The 17548-nt window shown below is 41.5% G+C and carries 13 protein-coding genes; 4 read left to right on the forward strand and 9 right to left on the reverse strand.

Features of this window, described 5'->3' with window-relative positions; all coding sequences use genetic code 11:
• Window positions 1-150: 150 nt before the first annotated feature.
• The 4 genes from accC to acs form a co-directional block, all read right to left on the reverse strand.
• Window positions 151-1494 carry an acetyl-CoA carboxylase biotin carboxylase subunit gene (accC, locus tag PAND9192_RS15955; protein WP_060998658.1) on the reverse strand — a complete coding sequence of 448 codons (1344 nt, stop codon included), beginning with the start codon at window positions 1492-1494 and terminating at the stop codon, window positions 151-153.
• 15 nt (window positions 1495-1509) lie between these two features.
• A complete protein-coding gene (accB, locus tag PAND9192_RS15960) occupies window positions 1510-1980 on the reverse strand; it encodes an acetyl-CoA carboxylase biotin carboxyl carrier protein (protein ID WP_087854561.1) in 471 nt (156 codons plus the stop codon).
• Between the two features lie 26 nt (window positions 1981-2006).
• Window positions 2007-2459 carry a type II 3-dehydroquinate dehydratase gene (gene aroQ / locus PAND9192_RS15965; RefSeq protein ID WP_060998660.1) on the reverse strand — a complete coding sequence of 151 codons (453 nt, stop codon included), beginning with the start codon at window positions 2457-2459 and terminating at the stop codon, window positions 2007-2009.
• Between the two features lie 513 nt (window positions 2460-2972).
• On the reverse strand, window positions 2973-4922 hold the full coding sequence (gene acs, locus PAND9192_RS15970; protein ID WP_087854562.1) for an acetate--CoA ligase: 1950 nt from the start codon (window positions 4920-4922) through the stop codon (window positions 2973-2975).
• A gap of 362 nt (window positions 4923-5284) precedes the next feature.
• Here acs and PAND9192_RS15975 point away from each other — a divergent pair, with 362 nt between their 5' ends.
• Both PAND9192_RS15975 and PAND9192_RS15980 read left to right on the forward strand, forming a co-directional pair.
• Entirely contained in the window at window positions 5285-6457 is a 1173-nt protein-coding gene (locus PAND9192_RS15975) for a 3-phenylpropionate MFS transporter (protein ID WP_087854563.1), read from the forward strand.
• A gap of 231 nt (window positions 6458-6688) precedes the next feature.
• Window positions 6689-10141 (forward strand): PAS domain-containing hybrid sensor histidine kinase/response regulator, encoded by a 3453-nt coding sequence (locus PAND9192_RS15980; RefSeq protein ID WP_087854564.1) that lies wholly within the window; start codon window positions 6689-6691, stop codon window positions 10139-10141.
• 214 nt (window positions 10142-10355) lie between these two features.
• Here the strand turns inward: PAND9192_RS15980 and PAND9192_RS15985 are convergent, their stop codons facing one another.
• The 4 genes from PAND9192_RS15985 to aspA all read right to left on the reverse strand — a co-directional run bounded on the left by PAND9192_RS15985 (window position 10356) and on the right by aspA (window position 14630).
• Window positions 10356-10985 carry a response regulator gene (locus PAND9192_RS15985; RefSeq protein WP_060998666.1) on the reverse strand — a complete coding sequence of 210 codons (630 nt, stop codon included), beginning with the start codon at window positions 10983-10985 and terminating at the stop codon, window positions 10356-10358.
• A 123-nt stretch (window positions 10986-11108) separates the two neighbouring features.
• Window positions 11109-11612, reverse strand: a complete 504-nt coding sequence (locus PAND9192_RS15990) for a thioredoxin fold domain-containing protein (RefSeq protein ID WP_087854565.1) — start codon at window positions 11610-11612, stop codon at window positions 11109-11111.
• A 136-nt stretch (window positions 11613-11748) separates the two neighbouring features.
• Complete coding sequence (locus tag PAND9192_RS15995) at window positions 11749-13056, reverse strand: anaerobic C4-dicarboxylate transporter (RefSeq protein WP_087854566.1); 1308 nt, start codon at window positions 13054-13056, stop codon at window positions 11749-11751.
• A gap of 113 nt (window positions 13057-13169) precedes the next feature.
• Window positions 13170-14630: an aspartate ammonia-lyase gene (gene aspA / locus PAND9192_RS16000; RefSeq protein ID WP_082955721.1), complete on the reverse strand. Its 1461-nt coding sequence runs from the start codon at window positions 14628-14630 to the stop codon at window positions 13170-13172.
• Between the two features lie 448 nt (window positions 14631-15078).
• Between aspA and PAND9192_RS16005 the strand changes: the two genes are divergently transcribed.
• Window positions 15079-15573: an FxsA family protein gene (locus tag PAND9192_RS16005; protein ID WP_060998669.1), complete on the forward strand. Its 495-nt coding sequence runs from the start codon at window positions 15079-15081 to the stop codon at window positions 15571-15573.
• Between the two features lie 72 nt (window positions 15574-15645).
• On the opposite strand, the gene PAND9192_RS16010 is transcribed toward PAND9192_RS16005, so the two are convergent.
• Window positions 15646-17010 (reverse strand): MATE family efflux transporter, encoded by a 1365-nt coding sequence (locus tag PAND9192_RS16010; RefSeq protein ID WP_087854567.1) that lies wholly within the window; start codon window positions 17008-17010, stop codon window positions 15646-15648.
• 207 nt (window positions 17011-17217) lie between these two features.
• Between PAND9192_RS16010 and PAND9192_RS16015 the strand changes: the two genes are divergently transcribed.
• Entirely contained in the window at window positions 17218-17508 is a 291-nt protein-coding gene (locus PAND9192_RS16015) for a co-chaperone GroES (RefSeq protein ID WP_036788874.1), read from the forward strand.
• The last annotated feature ends 40 nt before the right edge of the window (window positions 17509-17548 follow it).

A 17548-nucleotide genomic window follows, 5' to 3' on the forward strand; every position in this document is an offset into this window, starting at 1 on the left:
ATTGAGAAAATCACTGATAGCGGTTAAAAAAGAGGGCTATTGTGGCAAAAGATAGACGTTTATGCCATGTCTCGTATTCAGATAAGATTTGTTATCGCTAATAATAAAAAAGGCCACCTTTAGGCAGCCTTTTTAACGTTAGATACGTTATTACTGTAAACCAAGCTTCTTTTCAAGGTAGTGAATATTAGCACCACCTTTTTGGAAGTTTTCATCAGCCATAATTTGTTGCTGAAGCGGAATATTGGTTTTAATACCGTCAATGATCATTTCACTTAATGCATTACGCATACGTGAGATGGCAACATCACGGTTTTCACCGTAAGCAATCAACTTACCAATCATTGAATCATAGTAAGGCGGTACAGTGTAGCCTGTGTAGATATGCGACTCCCAGCGAATACCCATACCACCTGGTGAGTGGAAACGAGTGATCGTGCCTGGACACGGAAGGAAACGCTCAGGATCTTCAGCATTAATACGACATTCAACCGCGTGGCCACGAATTTGAATATCTTTTTGGCTAAATGATAATGGTTGACCTGCAGCAATACGTAATTGCTCTTTAATTAAGTCAACGCCAGTAACCATTTCTGTTACTGGGTGCTCAACCTGAATACGGGTGTTCATTTCAATGAAGTAGAATTCGCCGTTTTCATAAAGGAACTCAAACGTACCTGCGCCACGGTAATTGATTTCTAAACATGCACGCGTACAACGCTCACCGATGTACTTACGCATTTCTTCAGTAATACCAGGTGCTGGCGCTTCTTCTACTACTTTTTGGTGGCGACGTTGCATTGAACAATCACGCTCACCTAAATGAATTGCACCACCTTGACCATCAGCAAGTACTTGTACTTCGATGTGACGTGGGTTTTCAAGGTATTTCTCCATGTAAACCATGTCATTGTCAAAGCAAGATTTTGCCTCTGCTCGAGTCATCGCGATCGCTTCAGTCAATTCTTTTTCTGAGCGAACAACACGCATACCACGACCACCGCCGCCACCAGAGGCTTTAATGATAACTGGGTAACCGATACGCTTAGCAAAAGATTTATTTTTTGCTTCATCGTCATCAAGTGGGCCATCAGAGCCAGGAACACAAGGAACACCAGCTTTTTTCATCGCACTGATTGCAGAAACTTTATCGCCCATTAGACGAATTGTTTCAGCTTTAGGGCCTACAAAAATAAAGCCTGAACGCTCTACTTGCTCAGCAAAGTCAGCATTTTCAGATAGGAAACCGTAGCCAGGGTGAATCGCTACAGCGCCAGTGATCTCTGCTGCACTGATGATACGAGGAATATTAAGGTAACTATCGATACCGCGCGCGGGACCAATACAGACTGATTCATCAGCCAATAATACGTGCTTAAGATCGCGATCTGCTGTTGAGTGAACAGCTACCGTTTTAATGCCTAATTCTTTACATGCGCGAAGAATTCGAAGTGCAATTTCACCTCGGTTCGCAATTACTAATTTATCTAACATAGCCAGGAGCCTCGATTACTCGATGATTACAAGCGGTTGGTCGAATTCAATTGCGTCGCCATCAACTGCAAGAATCGCAACGATCTTACCGGCTTTGTCTGCTTGAATTTGGTTCATCATTTTCATTGCTTCAACGATACATAGAGTATCGCCAATGTTGACTGACTGACCTACTTCAGCAAAGTTCTTTGCTTCAGGGCTTGGCGCACGGTAGAAAGTACCTACCATTGGTGAAAGAACTTGATGACCAGCAGCAACAACAGGTGCTTCTGGTGCTTGGAATGATGTTGCTTCTGTTGCTGGTGCTTGAGCCGGTGCTGCTTGAACAGGTGCCATCATAGGAGCAGCAGCATATTGTTGTGGCATCGCTGTTGCGGGTACATTACGACTGATTCGAACTGACTCTTCACCTTCTGAAATTTCTAGCTCTGCAATACCAGATTCTTCAACCAGTTCAATTAGCTTCTTAATTTTACGAATGTCCATTATTTTTCTCTTTATATATTGTTCAGTTAGCTATCTGCATGCAGGCGATTAACCGCTGCCTGTAGGGCGAATTCATAACCGTCAGGGCCTAGACCACAAATCACTCCTACCGCTTTATCCGATAAGTAAGAGTGATGACGAAAAGGTTCACGTGCGTGAACGTTAGATAAATGTACTTCAATAAACGGAATAGCAACACCAAGCAAGGCATCGCGAATAGCAACACTCGTGTGAGTGAAGGCTGCTGGGTTTATTATAATGAAATCCACCTTAGTATGGGCTTGGTGAATTGCATCAATTAACTCATGCTCCGCATTTGATTGAATATGTTCTAATACCACCCCTAAATCGACGGCTGTAGTCGTTAATTTTTGAACCAGTTGTGTAAGTGTTTGTTGGCCATAATGATCAGGCTCACGCAAACCCAGTAAATTTAGGTTAGGTCCATTAATCAGTAAAATTCGTTTAACGGTCGGCATCTTGACGTCTCATCACTTGTTTATGAGGGGAAACTCGAACAACCTGTAATTATCTACAAGTTGACTTCCATGTGTCCGTTTTTTTACTACCAAACATTAATTGTGAACCAATTATAGAGAATTCAACGCAAATCGCAGCAAAATACTGGTCTAATCACCACATTTTGCGCGAACAGCTGTAAGCCGCTGTAAGAATGTTAGTAGATGTGAATACGTTCATCTTACGTCAATGTAACGTAACTAAGTGCAAGAATTTAGTAATAAATATAGTTTTTTGACGGTTATTACTAAGCAGTGATAATTGCGCTTAAAAAAGATGTTTTAAAGGCATATTTAATAATGCTATTTCAATAAATATGTTCAATATTAAACAGGTTAACGCGACATCTTAGTGTTAAGTAGCTTATCCTAAGCTGAATTAGTTCTAAATTAGCATTAATAATTGGATAAAAAAAGACCACTACAGTGGTCTTTTTAGGTTAGGTTAATTAATTTTTTAGTTATAAGTGAGAGTTAAAGTAATTGCTGTTTTTCTGCAATTAGTTTCTCAACTACACTTGGATCGGCTAGCGTTGAAGTATCACCAAGAGATTCAGTATCGCCAGTGGCAATTTTACGTAAAATACGTCGCATAATTTTGCCTGAACGAGTTTTAGGTAGTGCATTTGTCCAGTGAAGAAAATCAGGGGTAGCAATCGGACCTATTTCTTTACGTACCCAATCTTTGACCTGCTTATGTAACTCGGCGCTAGGGTACTCACCATCATTAAGGGTGATATAAGCATAAATAGCTTGGCCTTTAATCGCATGCGGTACACCAACAATTGCTGCTTCTGCTATTTTATCAAAAGCCACCAGTGCCGATTCAATTTCTGCTGTTCCCATACGGTGACCTGAAATATTTAACACGTCATCGACTCGACCTGTGATCCAGTAGTAACCATCTTCATCACGACGAGCACCATCACCAGTGAAATACATGCCTTTAAAGGTCGAGAAGTAGGTTTGCTCAAAACGTTCGTGATCACCCCAAAGGGTACGCATCTGACCTGGCCATGAATCTGTCATGACTAAGTTACCGTCAGTTGCACCTTCTAAGATATTACCTACATTATCAACCAGTGCTGGTTGAACGCCAAAAAATGGTCGCGTTGCAGAGCCGGGTTTGAGTGCTGTCGCACCTGGTAGTGGCGTAATTAAAATACCGCCGGTTTCTGTTTGCCACCATGTATCAACGATTGGACAGCGACTATCACCAATAGTACGGTGGTACCATTGCCATGCTTCTGGGTTAATTGGCTCACCGACTGAGCCCATGATTCGTAATGATGAACGGTTAGTACCAGCAATAGCTTCTTCACCTTTAGCCATTAAGGCACGAATAGCGGTTGGTGCAGTATAAAGGATATTAACTTGGTGCTTATCGACCACTTCACTCATGCGGCTGGTTGATGGATAGTTAGGTACACCTTCAAAGAGTACTGTGGTCGCGCCATTAGCTAACGGTCCGTAGACTAAATAGCTGTGACCTGTGATCCAGCCGACATCAGCTGTACACCAATAGACATCACCCGCCTGATAATCAAATACATATTTAAAAGTCATTGCGGCATAAACAAGATAACCGCCGGTGGTATGTAAGACGCCCTTAGGCTTACCTGTAGAGCCAGATGTGTAGAGAATAAACAGTGGATCTTCTGCATTCATTGGCTCTGGTGTGCAATGGTTAGAAGCGACTGCGGTTAATTGATGCCACCACACATCACGTTCACTGTGCCATTCAACATTGCCACCTGTACGCTGAAATACCACCACTTTTTCAACACTAGTCACTTGCGGATTAGCTAACGCATCATCAACGTTTTGTTTTAAAGGAACGGTACGGCCACCACGAACACCTTCATCTGCTGTGATCACCACTTTAGCGTTAGAATCAATAATTCGTCCTGCAAGGGCTTCAGGGGAGAAACCACCAAACACAATTGTATGTACAGCACCGATGCGAGTACATGCCAGCATTGCTATTGCAGCCTCCGCGACCATTGGCATGTAAAGACATACCACATCTCCTTTACGTACTCCTTGGCTTTTAAGCGCATTAGCAAATTGACACACTTGTTGATAAAGATCGTTATAGGTTAAGGTTGCGTCATCATTGGGATCATCTCCCTCCCAAATGATCGCTGCTTGATCGCCACGATCTGCAAGGTGGCGGTCAATACAATTTGCTGAGACATTGAGTTCACCGTCTTCAAACCACTTAATACTGACATGTCCGCTATCAAATGAGGTGTTTTTAACCTTGGTATAAGGGGTGATCCAATCAAGAATTTGCCCATGTTGACGCCAGAAACCTTGAGGATTTATGGTTGATTGTTGGTACATTTCACGATACTGGTCATCATTAATATGGGCATTACTGGCAATGGTACTATCGACCGGATAAATATGAACCTCACTCATCCCTGTTCTCCTTGAGTTGTTCCCTTTGTGGGTGCTGATGTTTGTAATAACTAACAAACAATGGCTTAGGCAGCATTAGTCATTAAAGTGAACGATTATATGGCTGACGACAATTAGACTTTAGGATGAGATAGAGGCGCAAAGTGGTGAACTGTTAATGTTGCATCAATGTTACATTTTGTTTTGTGCACTGTCTTAACTATACCGCGCACTTTCTCTCTGAAATGGAGTGTGACAATGCTCGCAATTAGACTGCAAAGGTAGAGTATTTGCGATTAAAGATGACCTAACCATTACGATCGAGTGGTTGATTTACGGCATAATAGCTTAGTTTTTCATCTACCACATTTTTGAGATCTATTATGTTTAAAAGTAAGCCTTATGGCTGGACATCCCAATATCTATTGGGATTTTTCTTTTCTTACGGGGTGTATTTACCCTTTTGGGCGATCTGGTTTAAACATATAGGGGTTGATGACTCTGATATCGGCTTGTTATTAGGGTTAGGTTTTGCAGTGCGTTGTATTGCCAATTTGGTGATCACGCCTCGAATCCATAAAGTTGAACATCTCATTCCAGCGCTGCGTGGCTTTACCTTACTGGGGCTAGTGGCATGTATTATTTATATTGTTTGTGGCGGTAATCTCTGGGCTTTAGCAGCAGTTACTGTGTTATTTAACCTATCTGCTGGGCCGATTGTGCCGATTTCAGATGCGATAACTAATCATTATGCCAAAGAAGGCCACTTAGATTATGGTCGCACTCGTTTATGGGGTTCGATTGCTTTTATTGCAGGTTCTACCGTGGTGGGTTTATGTGCCCAGCGTTACGGGGCAGATATTATTCCATGGGTTGCGTTAGCGGGTTTAGGCTTTGCACAAATAATGGCGGCACGTAATCCTATTGTTATGCCCGTTGATGTTAATAGTCATGAACAGACTCGTCCTGCGTTAATGCATATTTTGCGTGATAGCTCTGTAGTTAAATTGATGTTGATTACTGCGTTGTTGCAGGGCAGTCATGCAGCTTATTATGGTTTCAGTTCGATTTATTGGCAAAAAATCGGCTTTGATGAATCAGTGATTGGTTATTTATGGAGTTTCAGTGTTGCTGCAGAAGTAGGGATGTTCCTTATAAGTAAGCGCTTATTTGCCAATTGGTCGATTAACAATATGTTCCGATTAGCAGCCGTAGGCGTATTGGTACGCTGGGGCTTAACAGCCACAATTACCGATCAGTGGACAATGTTTGCGGTACAGTCATTACACAGTGTGACTTTTGCTGCGGCCCATTTAGCCGCTATTCGTTATATTGAGCGTTCACCTTCAAATCACATGGTTGCATTGCAGTCGTTATATAATGCAATTCCATTAGGGGCGGTGATGGCAATTTTGACCTCTATTAGTGGTTGGATTTACGGTGATTGGAGTGCAAATGTATTTTGGGTGATGGCTGCAATGGCGATCCCGGTTTTCTTTATTCGACTTCCTTTACCACATAAGCAACCTCAGGCATTAACGCCACTGGTAAATTGAGGCTGAAATAAACCACAATCGTAATTATGAGAAGCGCTTCTATTGTCGAGTAATCGATTGATGGTGGCGCTTTTTTTGATCGCAATGCAAGCCTGTAGAGCAACTGTATCAATAACAGCAGTATTAATAACGACAACATTAACATTACCCTGATATTTGTGATCAGCATCGATTGAGCCAAAGTGAATAACTCCGTTACAGTGAGGTAGGGCTTTATCACAAGGATGGTTGATGACACAGGGCTGGCTAGTAATCACTGCATTAGTGGTTTATATCGGAGTTTTAGTGGCGATTGCATGGTATGGCGATAAAAAACCACAATGGTTAGCGTCAAAAAGATCATGGATTTATAGCTTATCAATTGCCGTTTATTGTAGTTCGTGGACATTTTACGGCACCGTCGGTCAGGCCAGTGCCAATGTTTGGTCGTTTTTGCCAATCTATTTAGCTCCGATAATCATGTTCACTTTTGGATGGCGAATATGGGGACGATTAATCGTGATTGCCAAACGTGAACACATTACTTCAATTGCCGATTTTATTGCTGCTCGTTATGGTAAATCACCAGGGTTAGCGGTGTGTGTTACCTTAATCGCAGTCGTTGGTGTGCTGCCTTATATTGCATTGCAACTTCGCGGAATAACCATTGGGGTGGAGTATATTGCTCCTGAATTACATCATCAGTTTGGGCTTAGCTCGATCAATATTGCCTTGGTGGTAGCATGTGGATTAGCCATTTTTACGATCTTTTGTGGTACGCGTCATATTGATTCAACCGAGCATCACCGCGGTATGATGATGGCGATTGCTTTTGAATCAGTGGTTAAGCTGGTGGCTTTTTTAGTGATTGGTTTTTTTGCGTTAATGTTACTAAAAGAACAGCCACAGCAGGCAGTTTCAGGTTTGCAAGCACTTGCATCTAAGCCGTTCAATGGCGGTAGCTTTAGTATCCACCTGCTCCTGACAATGGCCGCGATCTTATGTTTGCCACGTCAATTTCATACTATTGTGGTTGAGAATAATCACCCCAGTGACTTACATCGAGCGCGATGGGTATTTCCGTTATATTTATTGTTAATGGCCTGCCTAGTGGTGCCGTTAGCTGTTGCGGGTCAGCAATGGCTCGAGGGATTTCCTGCTGAAAGTTATGTGATTAATTTACCATTACAACAAGGTATCGCTCCATTAGCACTCTTGGCTTTTATTGGTGGAACATCGGCAGCAATGGCAATGGTTATTGTGTCAACAGTAGCACTGGCCAGTATGATTTCTAACGATGTGGTATTACCATTATTGCTGCGACGTTTAAAAGTGGCTAATCGACATTTTGATGCCTTCTCTGGGCTGTTACTGACAATTCGGCGAGTGTTAATTGGCGGGTTGTTGGTCGCAGCTTGGGGGGTTTATATTGTTGTTGCTAATGTCGAATCGCTATCTGGGATTGGGCTGTTATCTTTTGCTGCCATCGCGCAGTTTTCTCCTGCTTTATTAGGTGGGTTATATTGGCACAGTGGTAATAAAAAAGGTGTTTATTGCGGCTTGTTTGGTGGCATCACGGTGTGGTTATTGGTGATGTTTAACCAAGCTGATATTTTAACTGGCAGTGTAATAAGCAAGGTGATCTTTGAAATATTAACTCCACCACAATACACATTTTTAGAACAATTAAACCGTGCTGACTGGGGAATGTTACTAAGTTTATTGGTTAACTTAAGCTTATATATCGGCGTGTCACTCGCAACCCGCTCTTCGTTGACTGAACGCATGCAAGCCGCCACTTTTGTTGGCATTCCTTTGGTTACAGCAGAAAATGAACAGTTATATCAAACGCGGGTAACGGTAGTTGAATTAGAAATGTTAGCAGCAAAATTTGTCGGTCAGCAGCGAGTGCGACAGGCTTTTTTACAGTTTTCGATTCAACATCAATGTCAGTTAATACCACATCAGCAAGCGTCTCCCGCGATGATTTTACATACTGAACGAGTATTAGCGGGTGTATTTGGTAGCTCTTCAGCAAGGTTAGTACTCACTTCTGCATTGCAAGGTCGACACATGCAATTAGAAGATGTCGCAACTATTGTTGATGAAGCGTCAGAGATGTTTGATTTTAGTCGCGGCTTATTACAAGGAGCGATTGAACATATTAGCCAAGGCATTGCGGTGGTTGATAAACAATTGCGGCTGGTGGCGTGGAATCAACGTTATTTAGAATTATTTACCTTTCCTGCTGGATTAATTCAAGTTGGACGCCCTATTGCTGAAGTTATTCGTTATAACGCTCAGCAAGGATTATGCGGTGAGGGCGATCCTGAGCAGCATGTGGCTAAACGGATACAACATCTACAGCAAGGAACTTCCCACACTTCATCACGAGTACGTGCAGATGGTCAGGTGATTGAGGTTCAAGGTAACCCAATGCCTGGTGGTGGGTTTGTGATGAGTTTTAGTAATATTACCGTTTTTCGCCAAGCTGAAGCGGCTTTAAAAGAGTCCAATGAAAACCTAGAAGCGCGAGTTAAAAAACGAACTCAACAGTTAGAGCAACTTAATCAGCAATTGATCGTCGCAACGCAACAAGCTGAATCACAAGCGCGTTCTAAAAGCCGATTTTTAGCAGCAGTGAGCCATGATTTAATGCAACCGCTTAATGCTGCAAGGTTATTCTCATCATCATTAGTAGAAGTCAGTGAGGGCCAGCAAAGTGCGCTTTTAGCGTCTCATATCACCAGTGCATTAAGTGCTGCCGAGGATCTTATTGGTGATTTACTTGATGTGTCACGTTTAGAAGCCGGAAAGTTGGCAGCACATATTGTGCCGTTACGAGTAAGTGATGTTTTAAGCGTTTTGCAAGCTGAATTTGGGGTGTTGGCTGTGCAGCAGCAAATTGATTTTAAAGTGGTAATGAGTGATGTGGTGATCCTTTCAGACAGTAAGTTATTGCGACGGGCATTGCAGAACTTTTTAACTAATGCTTTTCGCTATAACCCCAAAGGACGGGTGTTATTAGGTGTGCGCCGTCGTGGTGATCGACTATTTATCGAGGTTTGGGATAATGGCCCTGGCATCCCTATTGAGAAACAAGCGGATATTTTTGATGAATTTACGCGTATGGATCAAACCGGAGCCGATCATGGATTAGGCTTAGGGTTGGCAATTGCACGAGGGATCTCACGGGTTTTAGATCATCCGTTAGGATTGCGATCATGGCCTCAACATGGCACCGTATTTTCATTAGCGGTTGGACGTTGTTCGCCTTCGATGTTGGCGTTAAAAACCTCGCCATTACCGAATACGAGTGGGGGGTCATTAGCGGAATTAAAAGTGCTTTGTATTGATAATGAAGCACATATTTTAGTAGCAATGACGACTTTATTAGAGCAATGGCATTGTGAGGTGCGGATTGCAGAGAATAAACCACAAGTCTTACAACAATTGTCTGATGGCTGGCAGCCAGATGCGATATTAAGTGACTATCATCTTGCTAAACAACAAACGGGGTTGGACATTTTATTATGGTGTCGAAACCAATTAGGGACGCATTTTAAAGGGGTAGTGATCAGTGCGGATCGGTTAACAGAACATCAAGCGCTGATGCGCCAACATGGGTTTAGCTTTTTAGGAAAGCCGGTTAAACCACTTAAATTGCGCGCAATATTAAATCACTGTTTAACTACAATAAAGTAATGGAAGTATGACGCTCTGATTGAGCGTCATCGGTGGTTACTATGCTAATTTTGGTTTAATGCTGATGTGCTTCTCCTGCCCCTTGTGGGTAGTGAATCGTCGAGCGTAGTAACGCAAAAACGCCTATTAATGAGGCGTTTTTGAGATCTATATCGAGTTATATCTGCTATGGCGTAGGCAAGAGGTAGGCTAAGGTCTAAGGGAGTGTTGTGGATTAATTAATTTCTAACTGTTGTAATAATATTACTGCTTGAGTACGGTTTTTAACTTCTAATTTTCGAAAAATAGCGGTCATATGTGCTTTGATTGTTGCTTCAGAAACATTGAGTTCATAAGCGATTTGTTTATTGAGTAAGCCTTCGGTCAACATGGTTAACACTTTATATTGTTGCGGTGTTAATGCTGCGATTTTGGTGGCTAATTGTTGATTATGTGGATTGTGATTGATGGTGGTAGGAAAATAAGGTTCACCATTAAGGATTTGTTTTAATGCGCTTAATAAGACGTGCATATCACTGGATTTGGGAATGAATCCAAATGCGCCATGGCTATAAACTTGTTGAACTACAGTGTCTTCTTCGCTGGCTGAAATGACGACAATAGCTAACTCTGGATACTGCTGCCGTAATTGAATCAGCCCTGACATACCATTGGAGCCAGGCATTTTGAGATCAAGGAGTAATAAATCGATATCACCACTTTTATCAAGCAAAGCAAATAATGAATCTTGCGAATCTGCTTCAAGGAGATTTGCGCCGCTGATAGCCATATGAATTGATTGAAACAGAGCATTGCGAAACAGCGGATGATCATCGGCGATAACAATGGTGTAGTGAACGTCCATGGTGATGCCTATTGTCGTGATTGATTTTTTGACGTTAACATTTCACTAACTAAGGTGCAATTTAGTCACTGTAGAGATTGGATCTTGATCGCGGTTGTCATCGTGGTTATGTAATTGTATATGTTATTTAGCATTAGTTTGTGAGGTTGACGATGGTGTAATAGAGAACATTGGTTGTTGTAAATGGTCACTAAAATTATCGGCATTGATAAAACCACTTATTTTTGCTTGTGGCAAAGGGTGGCCTTGAGGATCCCAAAATAATAAGCTTGGCAAACCGATAACATTAAGGTGTTGCATTAGTGCAATATCAGCAGCGGAGTTAGCCGTTACATTGGCTTTTAAACGAGTAAAGTTATTGAGTTGAAGAATAACTTTACCCTCTGGAAAGGTCTGCTGCGAGAGGGCAACACAGGGCGAACACCAGGCAGCATAAACATCCAGTATCACCGGACGTTGCTGTTTCGCGGCGATACGAAGGGCATGTTGTAATTCTGAAATTGAATTAATAGGGGTAAATATAAGTGCTGCTGGCGTTTTTTTTGCAAATAAAAAGTAACCACTTACTATCATTATGAGTGCTGTAAATATAATGATAAATGATAGTTTTTTGTTTATCCTGATCATGACTGCTATCCTTGCCGTCGTTAAGTGTGCTGTGAGTGGATTTAGAAACAAGACTATATTTAGCTTAGCAATGATTTATCACCAATAAAAAAAAGCTGCTCGAAAGCAGCTTTTTGAACACTAAGGGATGTATAAATTATAGAATAAAGCTACCTAACAAGAAGCCTAATGCGACTGAAGTGGTAATGGTAACCACACCAGGTATAAAGAATGGATGGTTAAAGACCCAGTTACCAATTCGGGTTGAACCGGTGTCATCCATTTCTACCGCAGCTAATAATGTTGGGTAAGTTGGTAACACGAACAGTGCACTAACGGCAGCAAAAGAAGCCACCATGGTTAGCGGTGCAACACCAATGGCTAATGCTGCTGGCATTAATGCTGTTGTCGTCGCGCCTTGAGAGTAAAGTAGCATTGAAGCAAAGAATAAAATCAGTGCTAGCATCCAAGGGTGGCCACTTAATAATGAACCTGCAATCTCTTTAATACCATCAACGTGGGCGTTAACGAAAGTCGCACCCAGCCAAGCAACACCAAGTACACAAATACAAGCAGTCATACCAGAGCGGAATGTCGGTGCTGATGGAATTTCAGCTGCATCAATTTTAGTGATCCATACTGTTACCGCCGCAGAGGTAAGCATCACAGCAATGATTGCTTCGTTACGACCCAATGTTGGATCGGTGATTAAACCAATAGAATGAGAAATCGCAGCGGCATAACAAACAACCAGTACAATTGCAGTAATGAAAATGTAGGTTGCTTTACGCGCTGTTGGTTTAATATCGCGCTTACCCGTTTGTTCAATATTGACTAAACCTTTGGCTAAACGATCTTGGTAAACTGGATCATCTTTAAGCTCACAACCCATAAAGTTAGCCACAAAAGCACCAACCATGCAGGCAATAAATGTAGTTGGAATACAAATAGCAAGCAGCGTAATGTAGCTAACCCCAACAGGTTCAAGAATACCTGAGAAGAACACTACAGCCGCTGAAATAGGTGAGGCAGTTATGGCAATTTGTGATGCAATAACGGCAATGGAAAGTGGGCGAGAAGGGCGAATGCCTTGACCTTTAGCCACTTCAGCAATAACGGGTAAGGTTGAAAACGCAGTATGCCCTGTACCTGCTAATACCGTCATTAAATAGGTGACGATAGGCGCATAAAAGGTAATACGCTTAGGGTGTTTACGAAGGAAGTTTTCTGCAAGCTCTACCAGCCAATCCATACCACCGGCAACTTGCATTGCGGCAATAGCAGTGATGACCGACATAATAATTAAAATAACATCAATAGGGATCAATGATTCACTGGTAGGAACACCAAAGATCAGTGATAACACTAATACACCTGCACCACCGGCGAAGCCGATACCAATACCGCCAATCCGTGAGCCTAAATAAATAAAGCCCAGAACGACCAAGAGTTCAATTCCAGTCATAGAATTTTTCCTGTCTAAAAGTTTAATGATAAAAATAAAAAATAGGATTTGTTCGCAAAAAAAAAGCGGATAATCAAATGACAATCCGCTGGTATTCTCAGATGCTAACGTTTTTAGTTATAACGCTTAGCTTTATATTGAGGATGCATTAGGTTTTCGATGGAGAAGATATCATCTAATTGCTCTTCAGTCAGTAATCCACGCTCAAGTACCACTTCACGGACACTCTTACCTGTTTCTGCACAAATCTTACCAACAATGTCACCTTCGTGGTGGCCAATGAATGGGTTTAAGTAAGTCACGATACCGATTGAGTTAAATACGTAGCTTTCACATACTTCTTTGTTAACCGTAATACCTTCGATGCACTTCTCACGTAGGTTAATACATGCATTTTTAAGAAGGCTGATTGATTCAAAAATAGCTTGGCCAATCACTGGCTCCATTACGTTTAGCTGTAATTGACCTGCTTCTGCTGCAAAAGTGATAGTAGTATCGTTACCGATGACTTTAAAGCAAACTTGGTTAACCACTTCAGGGATAACAGGGTTTACTTTCGCAGGCATAATAGAAGAGCCAGCTTGCATTTCAGGTAGGTTAATTTCGTTTAGACCTGTACGTGGACCTGAAGAAAGTAAGCGTAAGTCGTTACAAATTTTAGATAATTTAACAGCTGTACGTTTTAGTGCGCCGTGAACCATTACATAAGCGCCACAATCTGATGTTGCTTCGATTAAATCTTCTGCAGCAACAACCGGTAAACCTGTGATTTCAGCAAGACGTTGAACAGATAATTGTTGGTAACCTGTTGCAGCGTTCAGACCAGTACCGATTGCTGTCGCACCAAGGTTAACTTCCAGTAGTAGTTGTGCTGTGTATTGAAGGTTTTTAATTTCTTCTTTTAGCAGTACGCCATAGGCATGGAATTCTTGACCAACAGTCATTGGTACTGCGTCTTGAAGCTGAGTACGGCCCATTTTTAGAATGCTTGCAAATTCAGTCGCTTTAACATCAAATGCTGTTTTTAAGTAATCCAATGCTTCCAGCATGCTAATGATGCTGTTGTATACCGCTACGCGGAAACCTGTTGGATAAGCACAGTTAGTTGACTGTGATTTGTTTACATGATCATTTGGGTTAACGATATCGTAGCGACCTTTTTCTTCACCCATGATTTCAAGTGCAAGGTTAGCAATAACTTCGTTAGTGTTCATGTTAACAGATGTGCCAGCACCACCTTGGAAAACGTCAGATGGGAATTGATCCATGCAACGGCCGCTTTCAAGAATAAGATCACACGCTTGAACAATGTAATTACCGATGTCAGAAGGAATAGCACCAAGCTCTTTGTTAGCCATAGCTGCTGCTTTTTTGGTAAAGACCATACCACGTACAAATTCAGGAACATCAGAAATTGTTGTATTTGAAATATTGAAGTTTTCAATTGCACGTAGAGTGTGGATGCCCCAATAAGCATCCGCAGGAACATGACGTTCACCTAGTAGATCTTCTTCGATACGTGTTGCAACATTCAGTGTTGCATTATTTTTTTCAAGATCAATCATCTGAGACATAATATAGCCCTTTGCAAATCTTTATAATTAGAATCAATAAGTAAGCCAACATTTATAGCGATAATCCATTGTCGCAAAGTTGTGGCTAGATGATCGTACCTGACACCTTAATTGCAGCCGATAATACTCCCCTCAACCGCTAAAAACATAACCCAGATCACTTTTTACGAGAGCTTGTTAATCTTTGCACGGAAACGCGATCTCTTTCACATTTTCTGTTAACAGTAGCACGTTATTTTGCATGTAAAATGAATAAAAATGACAGAATGTGAATGAAATGTAGTGGTGCTAATAATGGTTTTGGGATCAAATTCAAATTACACTCTTGTCTTATTTGTTAACACTTTTTAGAGAGCTAATAAAATTTGTACTGAGTAATTGACGTTATAATCAGGTAATGTTCACTACTGTGCATCAGCATGAAACTATTTAATTAAAGGGGTTGTTTGTGTTTCCACTGTTAATGTTATTGTTTATTGTGGTGCCGATAGTTGAAATTGGCTTATTCATTCAGGTGGGTGGCTTATTAGGTTTGTGGCCAACGATTGCGATTGTATTATTAACTGCAGTTATTGGTGCATCATTAGTGAGAAGCCAAGGTATTGCAACCTTGATCTCGGTGCAAAACAAGCTTCAACAAGGCGAAATGCCAACTCAAGAAATTGTTGAAGGAATGCTACTTGCCGTTGCTGGAGTATTGTTGTTAACGCCAGGATTTATGACTGATGCGTTAGGATTGGTATTATTATTACCATCATCGCGAGCTAAAGTAGCGCAATTATTAATGCAAAAAGTGACGCTAAAAAGTAATTTTAGTCATTTTGGTGGTGGTTTTTCACAGCATCGTCACTCAGAACATGGCGCCAATGGTGATGTGTTTGATGGTGAATATGAGCGTACAGATGAGCATAAAAATAACAATTCTAATCATCGATTACCGTAATTGTAACATTTATCCTGTTTATGGATGATGAATAAAAAAGCAGCGATGGCTGCTTTTTTTTATTCATGCTATTCATATTCTATCGAGTGTAAATAGCTGCTCTTTACGTAGTTTTCGCGCGTAATAATAGGCCCCAATACCACTAATAATATTGGCAACTGCAATGCCAATAAATAGTCCTTCAGTGCCATGAATATAACTGCCGATCCATGCCGCGGGTAGTAATAACACAAATAGCCGCAGTAGATTCCAGCACAGTGCATTAATGGTTTTGTGCAGTGCATTAAGGGCGCTAATTAACAGCATACAAATCGCTTGCAGCCCATAGCTTGCAGGTACTACTAATAAGTAATGCCACAGTTGATTTTGAACTACGCTGTCTTTAGAAAATAGAGCCGCTAATGGCATACTTAATGGCACCATCGCAATAAAAACCAGCAACTGAAACCCAATAGCAAAATGCATGGCAGTAAAAAGTGCGCTAAACGCCCGCTGTGGTTTTTGTGCACCTAAATTTTGTGCCATAAATGGCATTAATGCTGATCCAAGTGCCATCATCACAATCACTAATAATGACTCGACCCGCATTGCTGCACCGTAAGCCGCCACTGAGGCCGTGCTTTGACTTGCCAATAGTGCCATTAATAACGCTCCCGATAATGGGTTGAGTGCCGTCGATAAACCAGCAGGAACGCCAATATGCAAAATTTGTTGCCAATCTTTTTTTAGTAATTTCCATTGCGGTAGAATCAATAATTTTTCTTTTTTCTTAAGTAGATACACAGAAGCTGTGAGTGCAAATACCCAACTGATACCACTGGCAATAGCTGCGCCTTGAACACCTAAAGCAGGAAAAGGGCCATAGCCAAAAATTAATAAAGGATCTAAAAGGCCGTTGATAACGCCAGCGATGACCATGATTTTGGCGGGGCTTTTAGCGTCACCAGTTGCTCGAATAGCACTATTACCCGCCATTGGGATCACCAGTAATGGAATCGCGATATACCACACTGTCATATATTGCTCGATGATCGGTAATAATTCCGCAGATGCACCCATTAAGGTAAATAAAGGTTTAATGGTGAGCAATCCAATGATCGATCCAATAATCATTAATAGTAGGCTTAGTAATAATCCATGGGTAGTAATACGGGCCGCGCTGTGGCTATCACCTTGACCTAGCATGCGTCCAATACTAGTTGAGATACCGACGTTCATACCCATAGTGATACAGTTCAAGCCAAAGGTAACAGGAAAGGTAAAACTGACCGCTGCCAGTGCGTTAGTGCCCAAGCGTGAAATAAAGAAAGTATCGACTAAATTAAACATTAAAATCGCGATCATACCAAACACCATTGGCACGGTTAAACGACGTAAGGCATCTGGTATCGGGGCCGATAATAATCGATGTTTATCTAACTTGAGTAGTGTTGCCATAGTGGTCTCAAAAAAAGGATGCCTGCATACCCTAATGCAAAGTGTGTGATCGGGCAAAATTTCTCAAATAAATAACAAAAAAAAGCCGCCTAAACCTTGGGATTTAGAAATTCGACCCAACATCTTAGTGATATAGAAAGTCACACAAGCACAAGCTTGTCGGCTTAAAATCATGGACATTACCTTAATTATCAGGAGAGACGACCAATGAACATTCGTCCTTTACACGACCGAGTTATCGTTGAACGCCAAGAAGTTGAATCTAAGTCTGCCGGTGGCATCGTGTTAACTGGTTCAGCTGCTGAAAAATCTACTCGCGGTAAAATCCTTGCTGTAGGTAAAGGTCGCATTCTAGAAAATGGCACCGTACAACCACTTGATGTACAAGTAGGCGACGTGGTTATTTTTGCTGAAGGTTACGGCACTAAAACTGAAAAAATTGACGGTAAAGAAGTTCTTATCATGTCTGAAAATGACATTATGGCAATCGTTGAATAATCCGATCACATTAAATTAAGAATTAAGAAAGGAAATCCTA

The organism is Photobacterium andalusiense (assembly GCF_900185625.1).
GTDB classification, from domain to species: Bacteria; Pseudomonadota; Gammaproteobacteria; order Enterobacterales; family Vibrionaceae; genus Photobacterium; species Photobacterium aquimaris.